The organism is Microbacterium sp. VKM Ac-2870 (assembly GCF_015350795.1).
GTDB lineage: Bacteria > Actinomycetota > Actinomycetes > Actinomycetales > Microbacteriaceae > Microbacterium.
This window is the reverse complement of record NZ_JADKSH010000001.1, coordinates 695,842-712,144: the sequence shown is the minus strand read 5'-3', so window position 1 is coordinate 712,144 and position 16,303 is coordinate 695,842. Positions and strand designations below refer to the sequence as shown.

At 62.3% G+C, this 16,303-nt stretch carries 19 protein-coding genes; 10 read left to right on the top strand and 9 right to left on the bottom strand.

Features of this window, described 5'->3' with window-relative positions; genetic code table 11:
• Window positions 1–72: 72 nt before the first annotated feature.
• The 6 genes from ITJ43_RS03480 to ITJ43_RS03455 all read right to left on the bottom strand — a co-directional run bounded on the left by ITJ43_RS03480 (window position 73) and on the right by ITJ43_RS03455 (window position 4,191).
• Window positions 73–2,211 (bottom strand): type IV secretory system conjugative DNA transfer family protein, encoded by a 2,139-nt coding sequence (locus tag ITJ43_RS03480; RefSeq protein ID WP_194582173.1) that lies wholly within the window; start codon window positions 2,209–2,211, stop codon window positions 73–75.
• Window positions 2,208–2,438 carry a hypothetical protein gene (locus tag ITJ43_RS03475; protein WP_194582169.1) on the bottom strand — a complete coding sequence of 77 codons (231 nt, stop codon included), beginning with the start codon at window positions 2,436–2,438 and terminating at the stop codon, window positions 2,208–2,210. The genes ITJ43_RS03480 and ITJ43_RS03475 overlap by 4 nt, the downstream gene beginning before the upstream one ends.
• A gap of 10 nt (window positions 2,439–2,448) precedes the next feature.
• The gene (locus ITJ43_RS03470) at window positions 2,449–2,649 is read right to left on the bottom strand and encodes a hypothetical protein (protein WP_194582167.1); all 201 of its coding nucleotides are present in this window, start codon (window positions 2,647–2,649) and stop codon (window positions 2,449–2,451) included.
• A 38-nt stretch (window positions 2,650–2,687) separates the two neighbouring features.
• Window positions 2,688–3,317: an MT-A70 family methyltransferase gene (locus ITJ43_RS03465; protein WP_194582165.1), complete on the bottom strand. Its 630-nt coding sequence runs from the start codon at window positions 3,315–3,317 to the stop codon at window positions 2,688–2,690.
• A gap of 294 nt (window positions 3,318–3,611) precedes the next feature.
• Window positions 3,612–3,884 carry a hypothetical protein gene (locus ITJ43_RS03460; protein ID WP_194582163.1) on the bottom strand — a complete coding sequence of 91 codons (273 nt, stop codon included), beginning with the start codon at window positions 3,882–3,884 and terminating at the stop codon, window positions 3,612–3,614.
• A gap of 1 nt (window position 3,885) precedes the next feature.
• On the bottom strand, window positions 3,886–4,191 hold the full coding sequence (locus ITJ43_RS03455; protein ID WP_194582161.1) for a hypothetical protein: 306 nt from the start codon (window positions 4,189–4,191) through the stop codon (window positions 3,886–3,888).
• 144 nt (window positions 4,192–4,335) lie between these two features.
• On the opposite strand from ITJ43_RS03455, the gene ITJ43_RS03450 reads away from it, so the two are divergent.
• The 9 genes from ITJ43_RS03450 to ITJ43_RS03410 all read left to right on the top strand — a co-directional run bounded on the left by ITJ43_RS03450 (window position 4,336) and on the right by ITJ43_RS03410 (window position 13,588).
• Window positions 4,336–5,298 carry a hypothetical protein gene (locus tag ITJ43_RS03450; RefSeq protein WP_228495294.1) on the top strand — a complete coding sequence of 321 codons (963 nt, stop codon included), beginning with the start codon at window positions 4,336–4,338 and terminating at the stop codon, window positions 5,296–5,298.
• Window positions 5,299–5,502: 204 nt separating this feature from the next.
• The gene (locus ITJ43_RS03445; protein WP_194582157.1) at window positions 5,503–7,230 is read left to right on the top strand and encodes a hypothetical protein; all 1,728 of its coding nucleotides are present in this window, start codon (window positions 5,503–5,505) and stop codon (window positions 7,228–7,230) included.
• Between the two features lie 74 nt (window positions 7,231–7,304).
• The gene (locus tag ITJ43_RS03440) at window positions 7,305–7,520 is read left to right on the top strand and encodes a hypothetical protein (RefSeq protein ID WP_194582155.1); all 216 of its coding nucleotides are present in this window, start codon (window positions 7,305–7,307) and stop codon (window positions 7,518–7,520) included.
• Window positions 7,521–7,976: 456 nt separating this feature from the next.
• Window positions 7,977–8,321, top strand: coding sequence for a hypothetical protein (locus ITJ43_RS03435; protein ID WP_194582153.1), 345 nt, complete (start codon window positions 7,977–7,979; stop codon window positions 8,319–8,321).
• A 649-nt stretch (window positions 8,322–8,970) separates the two neighbouring features.
• On the top strand, window positions 8,971–10,086 hold the full coding sequence (locus ITJ43_RS03430; protein ID WP_228495293.1) for an N-acetylneuraminate synthase family protein: 1,116 nt from the start codon (window positions 8,971–8,973) through the stop codon (window positions 10,084–10,086).
• Window positions 10,083–10,868, top strand: a complete 786-nt coding sequence (locus tag ITJ43_RS03425; protein ID WP_194582152.1) for an SDR family NAD(P)-dependent oxidoreductase — start codon at window positions 10,083–10,085, stop codon at window positions 10,866–10,868. The genes ITJ43_RS03430 and ITJ43_RS03425 overlap by 4 nt, the downstream gene beginning before the upstream one ends.
• On the top strand, window positions 10,865–12,013 hold the full coding sequence (locus tag ITJ43_RS03420) for an MFS transporter (protein ID WP_194582150.1): 1,149 nt from the start codon (window positions 10,865–10,867) through the stop codon (window positions 12,011–12,013). The genes ITJ43_RS03425 and ITJ43_RS03420 overlap by 4 nt, the downstream gene beginning before the upstream one ends.
• Window positions 12,010–12,900: a dihydrodipicolinate synthase family protein gene (locus ITJ43_RS03415; protein ID WP_194582148.1), complete on the top strand. Its 891-nt coding sequence runs from the start codon at window positions 12,010–12,012 to the stop codon at window positions 12,898–12,900. Before ITJ43_RS03420 ends, ITJ43_RS03415 begins: the two co-directional genes overlap by 4 nt.
• A gap of 16 nt (window positions 12,901–12,916) precedes the next feature.
• On the top strand, window positions 12,917–13,588 hold the full coding sequence (locus ITJ43_RS03410) for an HAD family hydrolase (protein WP_194582146.1): 672 nt from the start codon (window positions 12,917–12,919) through the stop codon (window positions 13,586–13,588).
• Window positions 13,589–13,759: 171 nt separating this feature from the next.
• Here the strand turns inward: ITJ43_RS03410 and ITJ43_RS03405 are convergent, their stop codons facing one another.
• Both ITJ43_RS03405 and ITJ43_RS03400 read right to left on the bottom strand, forming a co-directional pair.
• Window positions 13,760–14,113: a histone-like nucleoid-structuring protein Lsr2 gene (locus tag ITJ43_RS03405; RefSeq protein ID WP_194582144.1), complete on the bottom strand. Its 354-nt coding sequence runs from the start codon at window positions 14,111–14,113 to the stop codon at window positions 13,760–13,762.
• 233 nt (window positions 14,114–14,346) lie between these two features.
• Window positions 14,347–15,171 (bottom strand): hypothetical protein, encoded by an 825-nt coding sequence (locus tag ITJ43_RS03400; protein WP_194582142.1) that lies wholly within the window; start codon window positions 15,169–15,171, stop codon window positions 14,347–14,349.
• Between the two features lie 170 nt (window positions 15,172–15,341).
• Between ITJ43_RS03400 and ITJ43_RS03395 the strand changes: the two genes are divergently transcribed.
• A complete protein-coding gene (locus ITJ43_RS03395) occupies window positions 15,342–15,680 on the top strand; it encodes a DUF6907 domain-containing protein (RefSeq protein WP_194582140.1) in 339 nt (112 codons plus the stop codon).
• Between the two features lie 23 nt (window positions 15,681–15,703).
• Here the strand turns inward: ITJ43_RS03395 and ITJ43_RS03390 are convergent, their stop codons facing one another.
• Window positions 15,704–15,931 (bottom strand): helix-turn-helix domain-containing protein, encoded by a 228-nt coding sequence (locus ITJ43_RS03390; RefSeq protein ID WP_194582138.1) that lies wholly within the window; start codon window positions 15,929–15,931, stop codon window positions 15,704–15,706.
• Window positions 15,932–16,303: the final 372 nt, after the last annotated feature.

Genomic DNA, 16,303 nt, shown 5'->3' with positions numbered 1-16,303 from the left:
GCGGGGTTCTCGGCTGGTTTCTGCTTCCGAACCGTCGGGCGATTGGACACCCCCTCACCTCTTCACTGCGTCTCATTTCGGGCTCCGTTTCGTGCGCCCGATGGGCTCGTCCTCATCCAGGAGCGTGGTGGTGTTGGCGCTGTGGTTCGGTGCCTGGCTGTTGGGTGTCGCCACGAGGGAGCCGTAGTGGGCTTCTGCTTCGGCGATGACGACGTCGGCGCTGGTGATGGCCTTGGGCGGTGGGAAAACGCGGGCGGAGAACCAACCGGTGCGGGAACCTGCAGATTGGAGGCTGGTGTAGATCTCGTAGGGCGGGAGGCGGGTGAAGTCTTCGGGGTCGAGGCCGGTGAGGCGCGCGGCCGTTCTGGCTTCGTCGTCTTCGAGGCCGAAGATGATCTTGTTTCTCGCGTTGGCGTCGATGGCTTTCAGCAGGCTCGGGGAGAGTTGTCCGCGGTCTTGGTGGGCGAGGTGCCACGCCGCGCCCAGCGATCGGGACTGTTCGAGGGCTTCTTGGAGATCCCCGATGTGCAGGAAGTGCTGCGCTTCGTCGACGTAGATGCTGACGGGTTTGCGGTTCTCGGGTGGGACGGCGGCGCGGGCAAGGATGAGCTGCCACAGCTGGCTGACGACGAGGGAGCCGAGCAGGCTGGCGGCCTGGGTACCGAGCAGTCCCCGATTCAGGCTCACGATCAGGATGCGAGGTTTGGTGAACAGGTCGGCGAGGTCGAACGCCGGGTGCGGTTGATCGAGCACGGCCCGCACTCCGGGGCGCAGCAGGAACTGGCGCAGCCGGGTCATGACCGGGCCGATAGCGGCGGCTTGCTGGCCGGGGCTCTTCTGCTCGTAGTGGGCCCAAAACTCCAGCAGCGACGGCTCACTGATCGTGGCGACGACCTTGCGTCGGTACTTGTCGTCGGTCAGGAGTTTCGGGAGCACCGCGAGGGACGCGTCGGGGGCGTAGGTCAAGGTGAGGAAGGAGGCGTGGAGAGTGTCGGCGGTGAGGGGGCCAAACGCCGCAGGGAACAGGCCACGGAACAGGTCGAGCATGCTCTCCGCCACCAGCGCACGACGATCCCCCTGCCCAGGCCCGTCAAACCCGGCGAACGGGTTCACCCCGGCCGGGCGCGTCGAGAGGGAGTCGATGATCGCCACCTCGCTGCGCCGGTTCTCCGGGATGAGGCTGAGTACGTCCATCGCGAGGTCCCGTTTCGGATCGACCACGACAACCGATCGACCGGCGTCGATGTCTGCCTTGATGAGGTGCAGCATGAGGGTGCTCTTCCCCGACCCCGTCGGCCCATAGAGGTGGGTGTGTCGCAGGGCATCAGCGATGTCGATGCCGACGGGGGTGTTGCTGCCGGGTGCGGTCGAGGTCGCGAAGATGCGCTTCTTCGGCGGCGTGTAGGTGGTGGGCGGTGCGAGAAGTGCGGGGTGGCGATTCGGGAGGCCGGGCAGGTCGCCGTCCCCGATCGGCCACGCCAGCAGGGGGAGGAGCTCCTCCGGCGTCAAACGGAGAGGCTGCCGCAGTGGGATCAGGCCAGCGTCGAGGTTGGCGGGGTTCTTCGTGGTGAGGGAGATCTTCACCCCGCTGGACTGCAGGGTCCGGATCGCAGCGAGCAATCCGTGGATGAGCAGGCGCCTGCGTACCGGGGAGGGGCTGGTGACGCCGATGCGTACGACGGTGCGGAACCGGTACTGCGCGAGCTTGTCCTGCATCCGGGCATGCATACTCCGCTCCGCCGGACGCGGCCCCGAAACCAGCGTCCTGCCGAGCGACGCGCTCGGGTCGGGGGAGCCGGTCGGGAGGAGCTCGGGGGCGAGGGCCCGGCCGAGCACGACCTGGAGGACGAGGGTGTCCTCCTTACCCGTGGCGCCGGACAGCGCAGCGAGCACCGCGCGCAGCGTCTCGGTGCGGGCGTCGAGGGCGAGGTTCAGGTACCGGCCGCGCATCTGCAGCCGGCCTGCGCGTTCTGCGTCTCGCCGTGGTTCCGGGGTGGTCACGGCCACGTTGGGCATGAGACGGCGCAGGGTGGACAGCGTCGCGGACAGGTCGGTCGGGTCGGCGCCGATCAGGTAGCGGGTGCGGCCGGCTTCGGTGCGGATCTCCCACACGATCCCGCCTCGCCCTTCGGTCGCCGCGAGCGCGCGGAGGAATCCGAGGGCGTGGGCTTCGTCGACGGCGGACAGGTGCAGTTCACGCCACGTCGTCATGAGGCGCTCCCTTCCGTCTCGGCGCCGGGCGTCTCATCGGCGGGTCCGGGCGTCACGTCGCGGGCAGATGAGCGTCCCTGACGACGCGCGCGTTCTTCCATCGCGGCGTGTTCGAGGAGGGCGCGGGCGAGCTTGTCGTAGTCGGGCTGCTCACGGCGCTCTGCACGGATGCGGATGCGGTACTCGCGGCGGGGTCGTCCCCGACCGCGGCGAGTTGGGCCGCTCATCGGCGGTCTCCTATCGAAACCACCGGTCGCGGCGTCCGCGCAGCACGATCACGACCACCGTGACGACCGCGGCGATGAGCAGGATCAGGAGCAGCCAGCCCCAGATCTGCTGCAGCAGCCACACGGCGAGCCACAGCAGGAACGCGGCGAAGGCGACGGTCGCACAGGCGGACACGAGCCGCTGTAGGACGGTCTTCTCGGATGAGGACATGGGGAACCTCCGAAGGGATTAGGGGGAGTTGGATCAGGTCAGGCATGGTCGACCTCCGAACGCGGGTCAGCCGTGCGGGGCGGGAGCGCGTCGCTGGGGACCGGGTAGCCAGGGATGGAGATATCGGACTGGACTTCGTTGCCCCAGATGTCCCAGCCGTGCGTGGGGCGGCGGGCGAAGAGCTCCAGGTAGGGGCCGGGGCTGAGCCGTTGGATCATGGCGTGGACTTCCTCCGGCTTGTGGGAGTGGTCCTGGCGGGGCAGCATCGTGAACGACCGTTGCCCTTTGAACTTGACCGGGAGCTTGCCTTTCACGCCGAGCAGGAGGGTTTCGTGGGCGTGGCGGAAGTACTGGCCGAGGCCCATTTGGTCTTTGCCCCAGATGAACTCGTCCTTGAACTCGAACCCCCACGCCCGCATGACGTCCTCCGCCACATACCGGGTCGACGGGTAGCACCAGAGATAGAGGTGCGCATTGTCGTCCGCGAGGTCGGCGACGGGCATCGCCTTGATGCGCTCGAGGCTCATGAGGTTGTAGTGGTGCTCCGCGCCGTACTTTCCCTGCTGGCCGGCCTGCCAGGGCGGGTCGGCCAGGATCGTCCGATAGCGGCGTCCCGGAGCCGTCGTGGGGGCGCCGGCCGGGTGATGGTTGGTGTTGGTGGTGTGCATGTGTGCTCCTTCCCGCAGCGGTCTTAGCCCGCTGGGTTGACGACGAATATCGCGGTCGTGCGGGGCTGCCTCCCTGGTTATGCGCTCTCAGGCCGGTTTCAGCAACCGTCCAATCGCGCACCCCACGGGCAGCGTTGGCAGGCCTCTTGAGGTGGGCTGTGGACAAGTCCTGTGGATGTTGCAAAAACCACACGAACCCATCCACAGGGGCGTCGTGAGACGGACGGCGAGTCGAAGGCCGGGGCGACGCGCGCCAGTCGCGGTAACACTGCCTGTCGCCCCGGCCGGTCTGACTCAGGCCTCCGGGGCGCGTCCGGATGCGAGGTACGACTCGCGGATGAGCGCCTTCCGGGCCTCGTGAGCTTCCATCCCGAGCGCATCGGCCAGGCTCAGGATCGTGCCGCGAAGCTCCGCCTGCGTCCGATCGAGCTCCGCCTCGATGGCGGCACGCTTACGCGCACGGTGACGCTCATACAGGTTCATGACCCACCTACCCACGTAAGAGACGCCTTTGACGAGCCCGCCGACGATCAGGAACGGCAGGGAGAGGAATGCGAGTGCGGTCATGTCAGTGCCACCGCCGGATCGCCGCGGCGGCGCCGAGTGTGTAGCTGTCCACGATCTCCCGGTAGCGGGCTTCACCGAGCGGGGCGATGGTGATGAGGTGCTGCTCCATCGCCGTCAGCGCACCGACGTGCTCCAACGCGACGTTGCTGAGCAGCGCACGCCCGTCCTCGGTCAGCTTCGCGACGACCGCACGCCGCTGGATCTGCTCGACCTCGCGGCGGGTCTGTCGCTGGATGCCCAGCGACATCGACCCCAGTCGCGTGGGGCTCGCCAAGCTCCCGGAGGGGAGCAGTTCACTTGTGGTCATGGTGGCCTCCTTCTGAAGAGATGAACCCCGGCGTTTCCGGGGATGACTTGACGGTAGAAGCGGGGCGAAAGTGGCATCCAAAGTCCGAATAAAGTCGGAATCGACGCGACAACTCGAGGGGGCATGGTGGCGCGGCTCGACGACATGGAAGCGGACTCTCTCCGCCACTACCTGGACTGGCTGCGGAAGAACGAAGGCTTCATCCAACGCCGCATCACCCGCACCTCAGTCCTCGACCGGGTCCTCCGCGGAACCGAAGAAGACACCTACGAGCGGCTCAAGAACAGGTTCATCTCCGCGATCCACTCTCTCGACGATGAGCGAGAAGCAGAACTGCTACTCGACGTCTTCGCCTTGAGTGAGGCGACGGCAGGTGTACCGCGGCTCCAGGAGCGGCGCCGCATCCACGGAGCGGCGATCAACCGCGGCATCGACAGCGTCGCTAGTCGAGAGCGGGCAGCACTCGACCACCTGCACTCACGACTCGTCGCGGGAACATACGCCCAGTCGCCGCTCGTGCTGCACGTGCCCGAGATGCACGGCGGCATCATCTACGAACACACCAGCACCCTGATCATCGTCGAGAACCGCAAGTGGCGAGAGACCCGTGAGTACTACCGCTTCGCCAACATGATCGACGACCTCGAATACGTCACCGTCACCCGCTCCTACCCGGGCATCGTCTACCCCGACGAACGCGGCGACTTCAAAGTCAACACCCGCCCTGTCGCCGGCGCCGGCTGGAACGACCACTTCTGGCACATCAACGAGGCGCACACGAAGACTGAGCCGATGAAACGCGCCGAGGTGTATGACCTGAAGTTCAGGATTGAGCCAGGCAGTGCGGAGGCGGCGCGCGCGGATGCCCTCAAGCTCGGTAGCCGCGCATTCCATCACAGAGCTTTGCTGGCGTCGATCCAAGTCGGGTTCATAGGCGAGAAACCGGCATCAGTTTGGGCATTTGAGAGGGTTAGTCCGTACGCGCGTCCACTTCATCCAGCCGAGGGCGACTTGATGGTGCTCGATGACCGCGGCGTCGCTACCCTCCGGTTGCGTGATGTGTACGGAGGGTTGTTCAGCGGAGTCGCGTGGGATTGGCGGGGATGACGGTCGGACCCTCGAGCGACCTCGTCGAACGGGGGTTCACCTCGAGTCGGCGAAGGTCGCTGCGACGCTCGCGCCGCGATAGCAATCGAGGCCTGAGGGAGAGTAGCATCCCGCTATTGTTGAAATCTGCGAGGGGCTGGTTGTGTGAGTCACGAAGGTGTTCCACCTGGATCAGGGAGCTACTCCGCAGCTGAGCACCTTTCGATGGCTGTGAGCCAACTCGCCTCGACCATGCGGCGTCGCGTGGCGGGTGCATTCACTCATCGATCAGTCCGTCTGCTGTTCATCACGGCGTCGGTAGCTATGGCGGCAATGACCGCTGTGAGCTACGTCACCTCAGATCCTGGCTTGCGTGATGATCCGTGGCCGCAGGCAGGCCTTGCCTTGGCGGCAATTGGCCTCTTCGTTGTATATCTCCTCGGCGTTCGTATTGCGCAGACGCAGACGAGAGCAGGGCGCAAACCGGCTCCGCGTGAGAAGTTCGCCCAATTGACGCTCGTCGATCAGTATTTCGACGCCCTCAGGCGCGACAATCGCCTGATCAGTGCCCAGTTTTTCTTTCAGATGGTGTGCAAGCCTAGATCACGCATCCTGCGAATATCGGAACGAGCCACACTATACACGCGGTCGACTTCTATACACTCCACCTTCACCATTTCGGCACCTGACGCCGATTCTTCGGGCCCGATGGTTACCCCTCTCATTCTTCAACCCAAAAGTACTCTATTGAATAGCGTGAAGTTCATCATAGGGGGAGAAAGAGTTTCGTCTCTGACGCAGGTCCAGGCAATCGCTTATTCCGCTGCCGTAATTCGCTATCTCGTTTCCGAAGTTAACGAAGACGCGCTCGCGATCTACCGTGACCAAATTGAAGTGCGAGTGTATGAAATTCTCTCCAGATCCGACACTGGAGCCGTTCCTTTCGATTCATATGTGAACCGAGTTTGCGAGAATATCCGAGCTCTGCCGGGTGTCGAATCCAGACATGATCAGATCATACAGGCGGCAATTCTACTGATCAGTCGGCTCCGCAAGAGGTACGCGGTGTGTGTTGTTGCCGAGTTTCCCGTTCCTGCTGCCGCCGGGTCGGGACTCGTAGCCACCCTTACGAGAACACTTCGAGTCTCCATGGAGCGAAAGATGGTGGTTACGCGGGTGGGTCACCGGCAGCCTGTACAGGATGGGGCCGGACTTGCTCGCAGGTTTCTTATTGTGACTTGGCAGTTGGTGCTCCGAGCTCTCGATTCAGCCCGGCAGACGTTTGGTGTTCAGTCGTCGGTGATCAGCTACCCTCTGGACAATGCAAGTCGAACGTCGAGTTATCACCTGCAGATTCAAGGCGCGGAGGGGACATATTTGGCCTCGCAAGAGATTGTTCGATCGGATCCCAGCTCGGCAGGATTTCACGCAGACCACGTTGGATTCCAGGCAAGGCTCGGCCAGCGGTCGTCGCATCTCTATGTGCGAAATGGGCGCAGCTTTTCGGGGCATGTCGTTGTGAATGACTTTTTTGAGAGAATGCCGGGGTCGATGGCTCCAGCCGCACTTTCATCCTTCGCCGCCACAGCTATTATTTGTCTCTGCGCCGCGATAAAACTCCAACTCTGGGGTGTATCGCTTCAGTCCACTGACCTGGTCGCCGTCCTACTCGCCCTTCCTGCAGTTGCGGCGTTGTGGGTCGGCATAGAGAATAGATACTCGGCGCTGGGCGGCGTGCTGGCGGCGAAGGTGTCGGCGGGTGTAACCATGGGTTCAGCGCTGTACGCCGCGGCCCTCTATGTGATTGTTGTCCCTGAGCCGCAGTTGGAGCGCGCGCTCTGGATAGGTGCGGTCACTGTAGCCGGCATTAACCTTGTGGCGACGATTGGATCGTGGCAACTGCGTTCCTCAGTGCAGAGATACTTCACCGGACGTCGTATTGCAAATTCATAGGCGAGAGATATAATCAGGAGGCTGATGTGTCCACATCGCAAGTCGATTATTCAAGCGTTACCAAAGGAGGTGATATGAATGAGAAGAGTGAGAATATGGCGGAGTTCACAACGATAATTCCGCTGGCAAAGCGGAAATATTGGTTGGGCCCTTCCGGAATACTGCTTGGTAGTGTTGAAAGTCCAGATGATCGCATTGTTGATTTTGACGGGATTACTCCAGACCTGGTCGACGATGATTTTTTGACTTCTCGAGTTGCCGATGCGGATGAATCCGACCCCTCGATATAGAAGGATGATGCTTCGTCCCGATGGATCCCGATGCTTGTTCGTGGTCGGCGCCTCCTCCGAGGCGCCGATTTTGACGTTCTGTATCGGGGCCTTCTCACAGCTTCATATCGGCGAGCGCGACCGTACCTGCGTTCTCCGCTATCCGTATGCCGAGGCAAGTATCAATTGAGGTCCTCCTTCAATGTAACCTCGATGTGAATCAGTCGCGATTTGTTCGGTAACTCGTGACTTCGCGCATTGATCAGGGGGTAGTCAAGAGTGGCAACATTGCGTGCCTCTTGATCACCGATAGGACGGTCGCGGCACCTTTCGCTTCGTGTTTCAATTTGAACCGGGGACTAGCAGCGGAAGTGCACAGCCCCGCACTTACGCTCCGTTCCGTCCTTGCCGGTCTGCGGTCTCGTAGAGAACCCTTGGAGTTCTCGGCCGCACCCGTCAAGGAGGTGACCCGCCCACATGAGCGAGTCCAACGTCAACGCCCCGCCCGCCACGAGCACGTCCGCCAACGGACTCAGCTACGGCCCGATCAAACCCCTCGCGGTGAGACTCAACGAGTCCACCCGCACCCAGCTGGACATCATCGCCCAGCTGCGTGATCGCAGCGTCACCGACGAGGTCCGCCTCGCCATCGATGCCTGGATCGAGCTCGCCAAGGCCGACCCGGCGCTCCAGCGCCTCGCCCAGGCTGCTCGCGAAGAGATTGAACGCGAGGCAGCTGGCAAGCGTAACGCGATCGCCGCAATCTTCGACGCCGCTCCGGCGACGAAGACCACGCGATCCGCGAAGCCGGTCAGCAGCTGACGTACCACCTGCGGGCGACCGGTCGGGATGAGTCGTCCTTTACGGACGTTGTTCTCCCGCCGGTCGCCCGCGCACCACCCTTCATATTCGCCACGACGTCTCGTTCGCATTCAACGGTTCAGACAGAGAGCTCTCCGCGTTCTCTGGCCGCATGTGTGAAGGAGGACATCTCGTGGTGCACGGCATCATCATCCCGGCATCCGACTCGGAGCCGGGTCGGCGCAGCGTTCGCGAACCTCGAAGACTATCGTCGGCGGCTAGTTCGAAGCGGTGGATACTCAGAAGATCGAAGCCCTCGCCAGTCTGGCGCCGAGAGGCTCGGTGTAGCGGCTATCGACGCGGCGGAAGCATCGAGACGGACGTATGTGCTCACTCGCTCGAATAGCCACGTCCTTGCTGGGTCTGGCTGGTCTTTCGCCGCGATCATGTGATGAGTATGGCTTGCCCCAGTCAGCGACTCGCGATGTTGCGCTGACCGCGTTTTGCGGTTATCGGCTGTTGGGAAATTTCGGCGCAGTTCAGCCTTTGTTTCCGTTAGCGTACGCGACTGTTTCAGGGTCGACGCCTATTCAGCAGATTCTTAACTTCTACTTCGAATGGGTCCAGGCATGGAGCTTTCGGGCGATGACCCATCGACTTAGGCTCGTCAATGGACGTTCACGAAATCTCGCTACGAATTCACCATTCATCACTGAGGGGTACTATGCGTGCTTTGCGAATCGGATCGACTGAAGTTTCTGACACCTCGCCGGCGTATGTAATCGCTGAGATTGGTCATAACCATGGCGGAGATCTCGCTGCCGCCAAGGAGCTCTTTATCTCGGCCGCGGAATCGGGTGCGTCCGCGGTGAAGCTCCAGAAGCGTGACAATCAAGGCCTGTTCACCCGTGAGATGCTCGAAAAGCCCTATGGTGGTCGCAACAGCTATGGCGCAACCTACGGCGAGCATCGACAGGCGCTGGAATTTGGCGAAGGTGAGTATCGCGAACTTGCGGCCCTCGCCGCTGAACTCGGGATCGACTTCTTCACCACCGCTTTCGATGAGGCAAGTCTGGATTTCATCGTGCGGCTCGGCCTCCCCGCCGTCAAGATCGCGTCCGGAGACCTCACCAACTCGCCACTGCTCGAAGCGGCAGGCAAGACGGGGCTACCGATCATTGTGAGCTCTGGTGGTGCGAACTTGTCGGATGTCGTGACGGCCGTCTCCGTTCTCGACGGCGTAGGTGCCAGCTTCGCGCTGCTGCAATGCACCGCCACCTATCCTGCCCAGCCCGAACAACTGAATCTGCGGGTAATCGATACCTATCGACGATTGTTCCCGCACGTCGTAATCGGATACTCCGGGCACGACATCCTTCCAGTGGTGCCCATCGCTGCGTACACCCTGGGTGCCAGGGTTGTTGAGCGGCACTTCACTCTCGACAAGGGCGCCCCGGGAAGTGACCACCACTTTTCCCAGACCCCGGCCGAGCTCAAGGCGATGGTGGAAGATCTCGCCACAGTGCGCGTAGCGCTCGGCTCCTCGGTCAAGCAGCAACTGCCCGCGGAGGCGCCCGCGTTGGCGAAGATGTCCAAGACGCTCGTCGTCCGGGGGAATCATCAGGCGGGCACCATTGTGGATCGAAGCATGCTCGTTGCGAAGACGTCGGGACGACCGGGGATCCGCCCGGCTGCCTTGGGTGAGGTCGTGGGTTCATGTCTCGCCCGAGATGTGGAGGACGAACACGTGCTCCGGTTCTCGGATCTCGTGGACGCGACGGCGTGAACGGAGGGGCGCCGGTCGCGCTGATCACCGGCGCGGCCGGAGGCCTCGGGACGGGGATGTGCGAAGACCTGCTCGAAAGGGGCTGGACGGTGCTAGCCCATGTCCGGCACGTCGAGCAGGGGCGAAAACTCGCTGCCGCAGGCGCTCATCTCCTGCCCGCGGACCTGAGCTCACGCGCCCAAGTGCAGAGCCTTGTTGCACAGGCTCAACGAAAAGCTGCGCGGATCGACGTCCTCGTCAACAATGCTGCGCTCGGATACGGACCACCGGACGCCACTAGACAGGTAACAGAGGACGGCGTCGAGTCCCGTCTTGCCGTGAATGTCCTCGCACCTATCGCGATCATGGAGGGACTCGAGCCGTGGCTTGGCGACGGCAGTCGTGTTCTCAACGTGGCCTCGATCAACCAGGAACTGGTGGATGGGAACGATCTGCAGCTGACCGGCCGCTGGAGCCGTGAGGACTCGTACCGCCAGTCGAAGGCACTTTTGCTCGTGACGACCCAGGTGTTCGCGAGACGATGGAAGTCTGTGAGTGTGGCCGTTAATGCAATCCATCCGGGAACACGCTTGCCGACGAAGATCGTCCTGGAAAGCGGGGTCGCGCCGTCTGGCTCTCTCGAACGCGGGATCGAGACTTGCGTAGATCAGTTGTTGCGACCAGATCCCAGCACAGGGATGTTTGTCAGAGTTGGCGACGAACCGGTGCGCATTGACGAGCTCTACCCCTCGGCAGCGGCGGGGGAGGGGCTGGTCGCGAAACTGAGGGAAATTCTGGCATGACACTGAGCATCCGCGCATGGGTCTCCACCCGGTTCTTGACGTTCTTCGTCAGCTGGGCGGTATTCCAGTCGTATTGGGGCCTGTGGCTGGCGGGGCGAGGGTTCTCGGTCGCGGAGATCGGCACTGCAGTCGCTTGTTCCCTGGTGGCGAGGTCTATCACCGTCGCAGCCATCTACCCAGCCCTGAACCGGCACGCGACATTGCTGCGATTGAGCAGGGTCGTGCCATGGCTGATCACCGCGATGGCGGTTCCTTACATCCTCGTAACTGGCTTTCCCTTGCTCATTGCGGTCTCGGTGGTCTTCGGACTGATTTACCCGATCATGCTGCCGCTGAACGAGACGGTCGCGACTGTTGCCGCACGGCAGAAGCTGTTGCCCTACGGGCCCACCCGCGCGCTAGGTTCCGCGGGCTTCATGATCGGTACGCTCGTCGCGGGCTGGCTGGCCTCGGCGCTAGGCACACCAGTGCTCGTGTACGCCCTCATCGGATCATGCCTGCTCATGGCGCTGGTTGGCTTCATCCATCCTCGGGAGGCAGCGGCGCTCGACCTCCGTGGATCCGGCGCGCACGGATTCGTTACTCTCCTCCGCAATCGTGCGTTCCTTGCTTGCCTCACAATCGCCACGCTCGTGCAAGGCTCGCACGCGGCGTACTACAGCTTCGGCGCTATCCGTGCGGGGGAGATCGCCTCACCAACTGCGGTACCGTTGCTGCTCGTCCTCGCACCCCTCAGCGAATTCGCACTCTTCTCGTTGGCCCGCGCGCGCTTCGAGAGCCTTGGGTACCGTTCACTGTTCGCGATTGGCGCACTGGTCGCCACTGGCCGCTGGACTCTTCTCGCCTTCGCCAGCAACTGGGAGATGCTCGCCTTCTCCCAGCTTCTCCACGCCGGATCGTATGCGACGACTCACCTCGCATTTGCGATGTACGTCCGCGACCACATCGACGTTGACGATCAAGGCGCAGCGCAGGGGCTATACGCATCGCTCGCCATGGGATTGGGCACTGCTGTGCTCACGTTCGTCGCGGGACAACAACTTAGCGCTAGCTTCTCCAGCGCACTACTCACAATGGCTGGCGCAGCAATCGTTAGCCTCGTTTTCCTGCCACTTGCCCGAACCAAGAGAAAGGCCACCTCATGACGCTGGACCTGACAGGTGCGAACACTCTCCTTGTTACGCCATTCCATGCGGACGGGTCCATAGACGAGTCCTCACTTCGCCGGCTCATCGACCACGTTATTGAGGGGGGCGCACGAGGCGTAATCCTCCTCGGCTCGACTGGAGAGTTCTTCGGCCTCACACATGACGAGCGAATCCGTGTCGCTCAGGCCGGCATCGCGCATGTCGCAGGTCGAGTCCCGGTCACTGTGGGCGTCGGTAGCGACGGCACCGCGGAAACTATCGAGCTAGTCATCGCCGCAGAAGCTGCTGGTGCCGACTGCGTAATGCTCATTCCACCCATCTACTTCGACAGCAGCGCCGGTCCACAGGTCGCCCATTACGCAGCCGTCGCTGCGTCGACGAGCCTCGATGTGATGCTCTACGACGGATCAAACGGGATTCGTCTGACCCCAGCGGTACTCGTGCAAGCGAGCAGGCAAGCCCCCAACATCAAGTACGCGAAGATCGCGACTGCGGATCCCGCGCTCTTCCGAATCTTCGGTGAGGCGGCGCCAAGCGTCACCACAATCGTGGGAGAGGACATGATGCTATTTCAGGGCCTACGCGCCGGCGGGCGCGGTTCCGCCACCGCCATCGGTAACATCTTGCCCCGTCAGATTGCCGCACTACACCGGGCCTACGAAAACGGGGACTCTGAAGAGGCATACCGTATCGCGACCCAGTTGTCTCCCGTCACTATGTTCCTGTCCATACCCAAGGGTGGCTTCATTGCAAAGTTCAAGCACATCCTCGCGCTTCAAGGAGTCATCGAATCCGACAGAGTACGCACTCCACTCCTGCCCTTAACACCCGAGGGACGGGCGGAGATCGTGCACGACGTTATGCCACTTCTCGACCGTGGGTAGGACACACATCAAGGGCGTGCTCTTCGACCTCGACGACACGCTTCTGGATCACAGCGGTTCCGCCAGGCGCGCCTTCACCCAATGGGCGCCGGACCACGGAATCCAACCCGATCCGGAATGCTGGCGCCTGTGGCGTGAAACCGAGCATCGCTTTCCGCCGGAGCCTCACAATCATGTCCCCATGTCCCTCACCCGGGCGTGGCGGATGGAGGCCTTCTTGGCCGCTGCGCTTCCTGGGTCTGCGCCTGTTGTCCCCGAGGAACTCGGGAGGCTCTATGACGACTACCTACTCCGGTACAGCGAAAGCTGGAGTCTCTACCCTGACACTCTCGACGCGCTGTGTCTGCTAGGCGGCAGATTCCGCCTTGGGATCCTCACCAACGGTGCGACACTCATGCAGCGAATGAAGCTGCACCAAACCGGATTGAACAACTACGTCGAATTCGCGCTGGTGTCCGAGGAGATCGGTATCGCTAAGCCGGCGCCGGAAACGTTCATTATTGCGTGCGATCGGCTGGGACTTCGCCCCGAGGCCGTCTTGTACATCGGAGACGACCCGCAGATTGACGTCGACGGAGCGCAAAGCGCTGGTCTGCACAGCGTCCAAATCATACGAAATGGCGCGGCCGGGCTGACAGCGCTGCTCGACTTGTGCCAACGTCTCCTAGCGACCGACATCCTGCCGTAGTAGACCGCAACGACTTCAAAATGCGACAGGCATCCGCGGGGGACGCGGTGGCCTATAGCAGGTCGACCAACGTCGGCGTCGCCAGTATCGGCCGAGGTCAAGCGTCGTCGGCCGGTACTCGGCACGATCCACCCGCAGGGGTGGATAGCTATCGCCACACGGAGTTCCCTCTTACTGCACGGCGGCGTAAGCCTCGAGCACCGCGGCGGGAACACGTCCACGCTCGCTCACCGTGTGACCATTAGCGCGCGCCCACTCGCGAACGGCAGCGAGATCGACACCCGAAGCCTTACGGGTCGAGCGCGAAGAGCTACGACGAGCAGCAGCGGCGGGCGCGCTGGAGGAAGGACGTGCGGCGTCAATGAACGGCGCAAGGGCTTCCTCGAGCTTGCTGAGGTTCGTGTCGGAAAGGTCGATGTCGTAGGACTTCTTGCCGAGCGCGAAACTCACCGACCCGCCCTTACCGTCCTTGATCGCGGTGCCGTCGAGGTCGTCAACGAGTTCGACGATGACTTTCTGTGCCATGAGGGGTGCTTCTCTCAGAGTTAATTGAATGGTAGGCAGTCGGGTCTGCCTGTTTCGTATCCACTGTAGTCGCTGGAACGCATGATTTGTCTGACTGGTTGTACCCCTTGACATTCGGGGGTCAGGTATCTTCGGCTACTCCCGGGCCTTTTGTCGCGTGGCAGAAGAGATATATCGAGGATTCACTCACATTCCTTGCGGGGGAGTGCGTGAATACTCCTGCTATGTCGGATTCAGAACCAGCCCATCGATTCATCGCCGGGCCGATTGCGAAAGTACAGCCGTTCGAAAGGCTGGACGACCAGTTCGGCGATCCGTTGGTTGGATTCGTTGGTTCGTAGAAGATGCGCTGGGCGCCATGCAGCAGCATTACCCGGCACAGGTTCGACCACCGTGCCTCCCATGACGACCTCGTGGTTTTCGACAGCACCAATCCAGCCAGGGAAGCGGTAGCTCAACGCGAATACTCGTACTTCGTGAGGCGGAGCGATCGTCTGGTCCCCGTTCATCCATTGGGCCAGTTCAACCCAGCGCGCAAGGCTCTCAACACGTTCCACCCCGATCGTCTTGGACTCCCCAGGTGCGAGGTCGAGTTGCTCGGGCTGGGCGCTCTGGTCGGCGGAGCGCGTAAATGTTGCCTGCATGTGGCGCGGGCCGTCATTGACGATCTTTACTGTCGCGCGCACGCAAAGTTGCTTCTGCGCGTCGCGGGGGAGTACATACTCGGACTGAGTGAGTCGCTCCGGGCGTTCTCGGTGATCATCTGCAAATACGACCGGAAACCGAGGCTCCTGCGGATCTGTCGCTTCTGCATGCAGGTTGGCGGTCACGGTGATGCGCGGCATCTCCGCGTCAATCTGGCTGCGAAGCGCATCCTCTCGCGTCTTCTCACCTTGCTCTAGCTCGGCGCGCGCGACATTGACAGCGTCAAGTGCGACCTGGGTGCTGCGTCTGGTCTGCACCGCCTGCCAAGCGATGATCGCGGCGCTGATCGCAGAGATGATGGCCGCGATGATGGCCACCGCAATCTGAATGCTGTTGAACTCGGAATCACTCACACATGCATCATGCCCGCGCTGCGGCAGCGTCATCGACGTAGCGAGCCGCGACTTGCCGGCGATGCTCCATCAAGAAATCCATGTCACCAAACATCTCGACTTCTTCGCCCGGATAGTGCTTACTGTCTCCCGCCCAGTCCGTGCGCTGGGATCGATAGGAGCGCCGCGTCGTGCCAAGAGAACGTCCGTCCTGGCTCACCGAGCCGTGTCCGTTGTGGTGTCAGGAGGATCACGCAGATCAGGATCACCCCCTGGACCGCTATCACCAGAGTCGACAGATCTTCGTGCCTGTTGTGGCTGCCCCGCGTCGATCTCAAGAGGTCAACGCACTCTCCGGGTGGGCGGATGGTGAGTCTGAGGAGATAGCGGTGTTGGCGTTGCGACCAGTCGGCGATGCGACGCGCATGTGGGTCGCGATCGTGGGTGAGCGTTACTTCATCGAGGTGAGTGTGGAGAGCGCCATGCGGATCCACGCGGCGCTGGGGGAGATCCTCAACGAAGTTCGCTGAGCGTGCCCGGGGCGCGTCTGCGCCTACTCGGTCGGCCGGCTTTCGCGGAGAAGTTCGATTGGATCGACCTTGAGGTCGAGCGCGAGGCGTTCGAGGGAGCGGAGGCTGAGGTTGCGAAGGCCCTGCTCGATGCCGCCGACGTAGGTGCGGTGGTAGCCGAGGCGTTCGGCGAACTGTTCCTGGCTGAGGCCGAGCTTCTGGCGGTGTGCGCGGAGGTTGCGCCCGAGCGTGCGCTGTAGGTCACCTTCCACCTCTCCAGGCCACCAGTCCCGACGGCAAGGTTTCAGCTGTCACGATGAGTTCCGCGCCCAGCGGTGCGTCGGCGACCTGGACATACAAGTACAGCGGGGCCCTTCTGACGAGTGTCTGTGCGCCGGAATCGACGACAAAATGCACCACCTACGGATATACCTCGAATCGGCTGGCATCGATTACCAAGCCTGGCGGTTCCGTGAGCAACCTCATTACGTACTCAAGTGTGGGACGAGTGACACAGTCGTCGGTGGGCGGCCTGGCCACGACATTCTCGATTGCTTCTGATCCGGCTGGCACAAAAGTCACTGTGAGTACCGCGGGAGCGAAAACAGACTATCGCTTGGATACGTGGGGTCGGGTCATCCAGA

Excerpts from the sequence above, each read along its gene's own strand:
- ITJ43_RS03430 (WP_228495293.1), top strand. The coding sequence starts at position 8,971 with ATGGACGTTCACGAAATCTCGCTACGAATTCACCATTCATCACTGAGG.
- ITJ43_RS03455 (WP_194582161.1), bottom strand. The coding sequence starts at position 4,191 with ATGACCACAAGTGAACTGCTCCCCTCCGGGAGCTTGGCGAGCCCCACG.
- ITJ43_RS03420 (WP_194582150.1), top strand. The coding sequence starts at position 10,865 with ATGACACTGAGCATCCGCGCATGGGTCTCCACCCGGTTCTTGACGTTC.
- ITJ43_RS03470 (WP_194582167.1), bottom strand. The coding sequence starts at position 2,649 with ATGTCCTCATCCGAGAAGACCGTCCTACAGCGGCTCGTGTCCGCCTGT.
- ITJ43_RS03435 (WP_194582153.1), top strand. The coding sequence starts at position 7,977 with ATGAGCGAGTCCAACGTCAACGCCCCGCCCGCCACGAGCACGTCCGCC.
- ITJ43_RS03445 (WP_194582157.1), top strand. The coding sequence starts at position 5,503 with ATGGCTGTGAGCCAACTCGCCTCGACCATGCGGCGTCGCGTGGCGGGT.
- ITJ43_RS03475 (WP_194582169.1), bottom strand. The coding sequence starts at position 2,438 with ATGAGCGGCCCAACTCGCCGCGGTCGGGGACGACCCCGCCGCGAGTAC.
- ITJ43_RS03480 (WP_194582173.1), bottom strand. The coding sequence starts at position 2,211 with ATGACGACGTGGCGTGAACTGCACCTGTCCGCCGTCGACGAAGCCCAC.
- ITJ43_RS03465 (WP_194582165.1), bottom strand. The coding sequence starts at position 3,317 with ATGCACACCACCAACACCAACCATCACCCGGCCGGCGCCCCCACGACG.
- ITJ43_RS03460 (WP_194582163.1), bottom strand. The coding sequence starts at position 3,884 with ATGACCGCACTCGCATTCCTCTCCCTGCCGTTCCTGATCGTCGGCGGG.
- ITJ43_RS03450 (WP_228495294.1), top strand. The coding sequence starts at position 4,336 with ATGGAAGCGGACTCTCTCCGCCACTACCTGGACTGGCTGCGGAAGAAC.
- ITJ43_RS03440 (WP_194582155.1), top strand. The coding sequence starts at position 7,305 with ATGAATGAGAAGAGTGAGAATATGGCGGAGTTCACAACGATAATTCCG.
- ITJ43_RS03405 (WP_194582144.1), bottom strand. The coding sequence starts at position 14,113 with ATGGCACAGAAAGTCATCGTCGAACTCGTTGACGACCTCGACGGCACC.
- ITJ43_RS03415 (WP_194582148.1), top strand. The coding sequence starts at position 12,010 with ATGACGCTGGACCTGACAGGTGCGAACACTCTCCTTGTTACGCCATTC.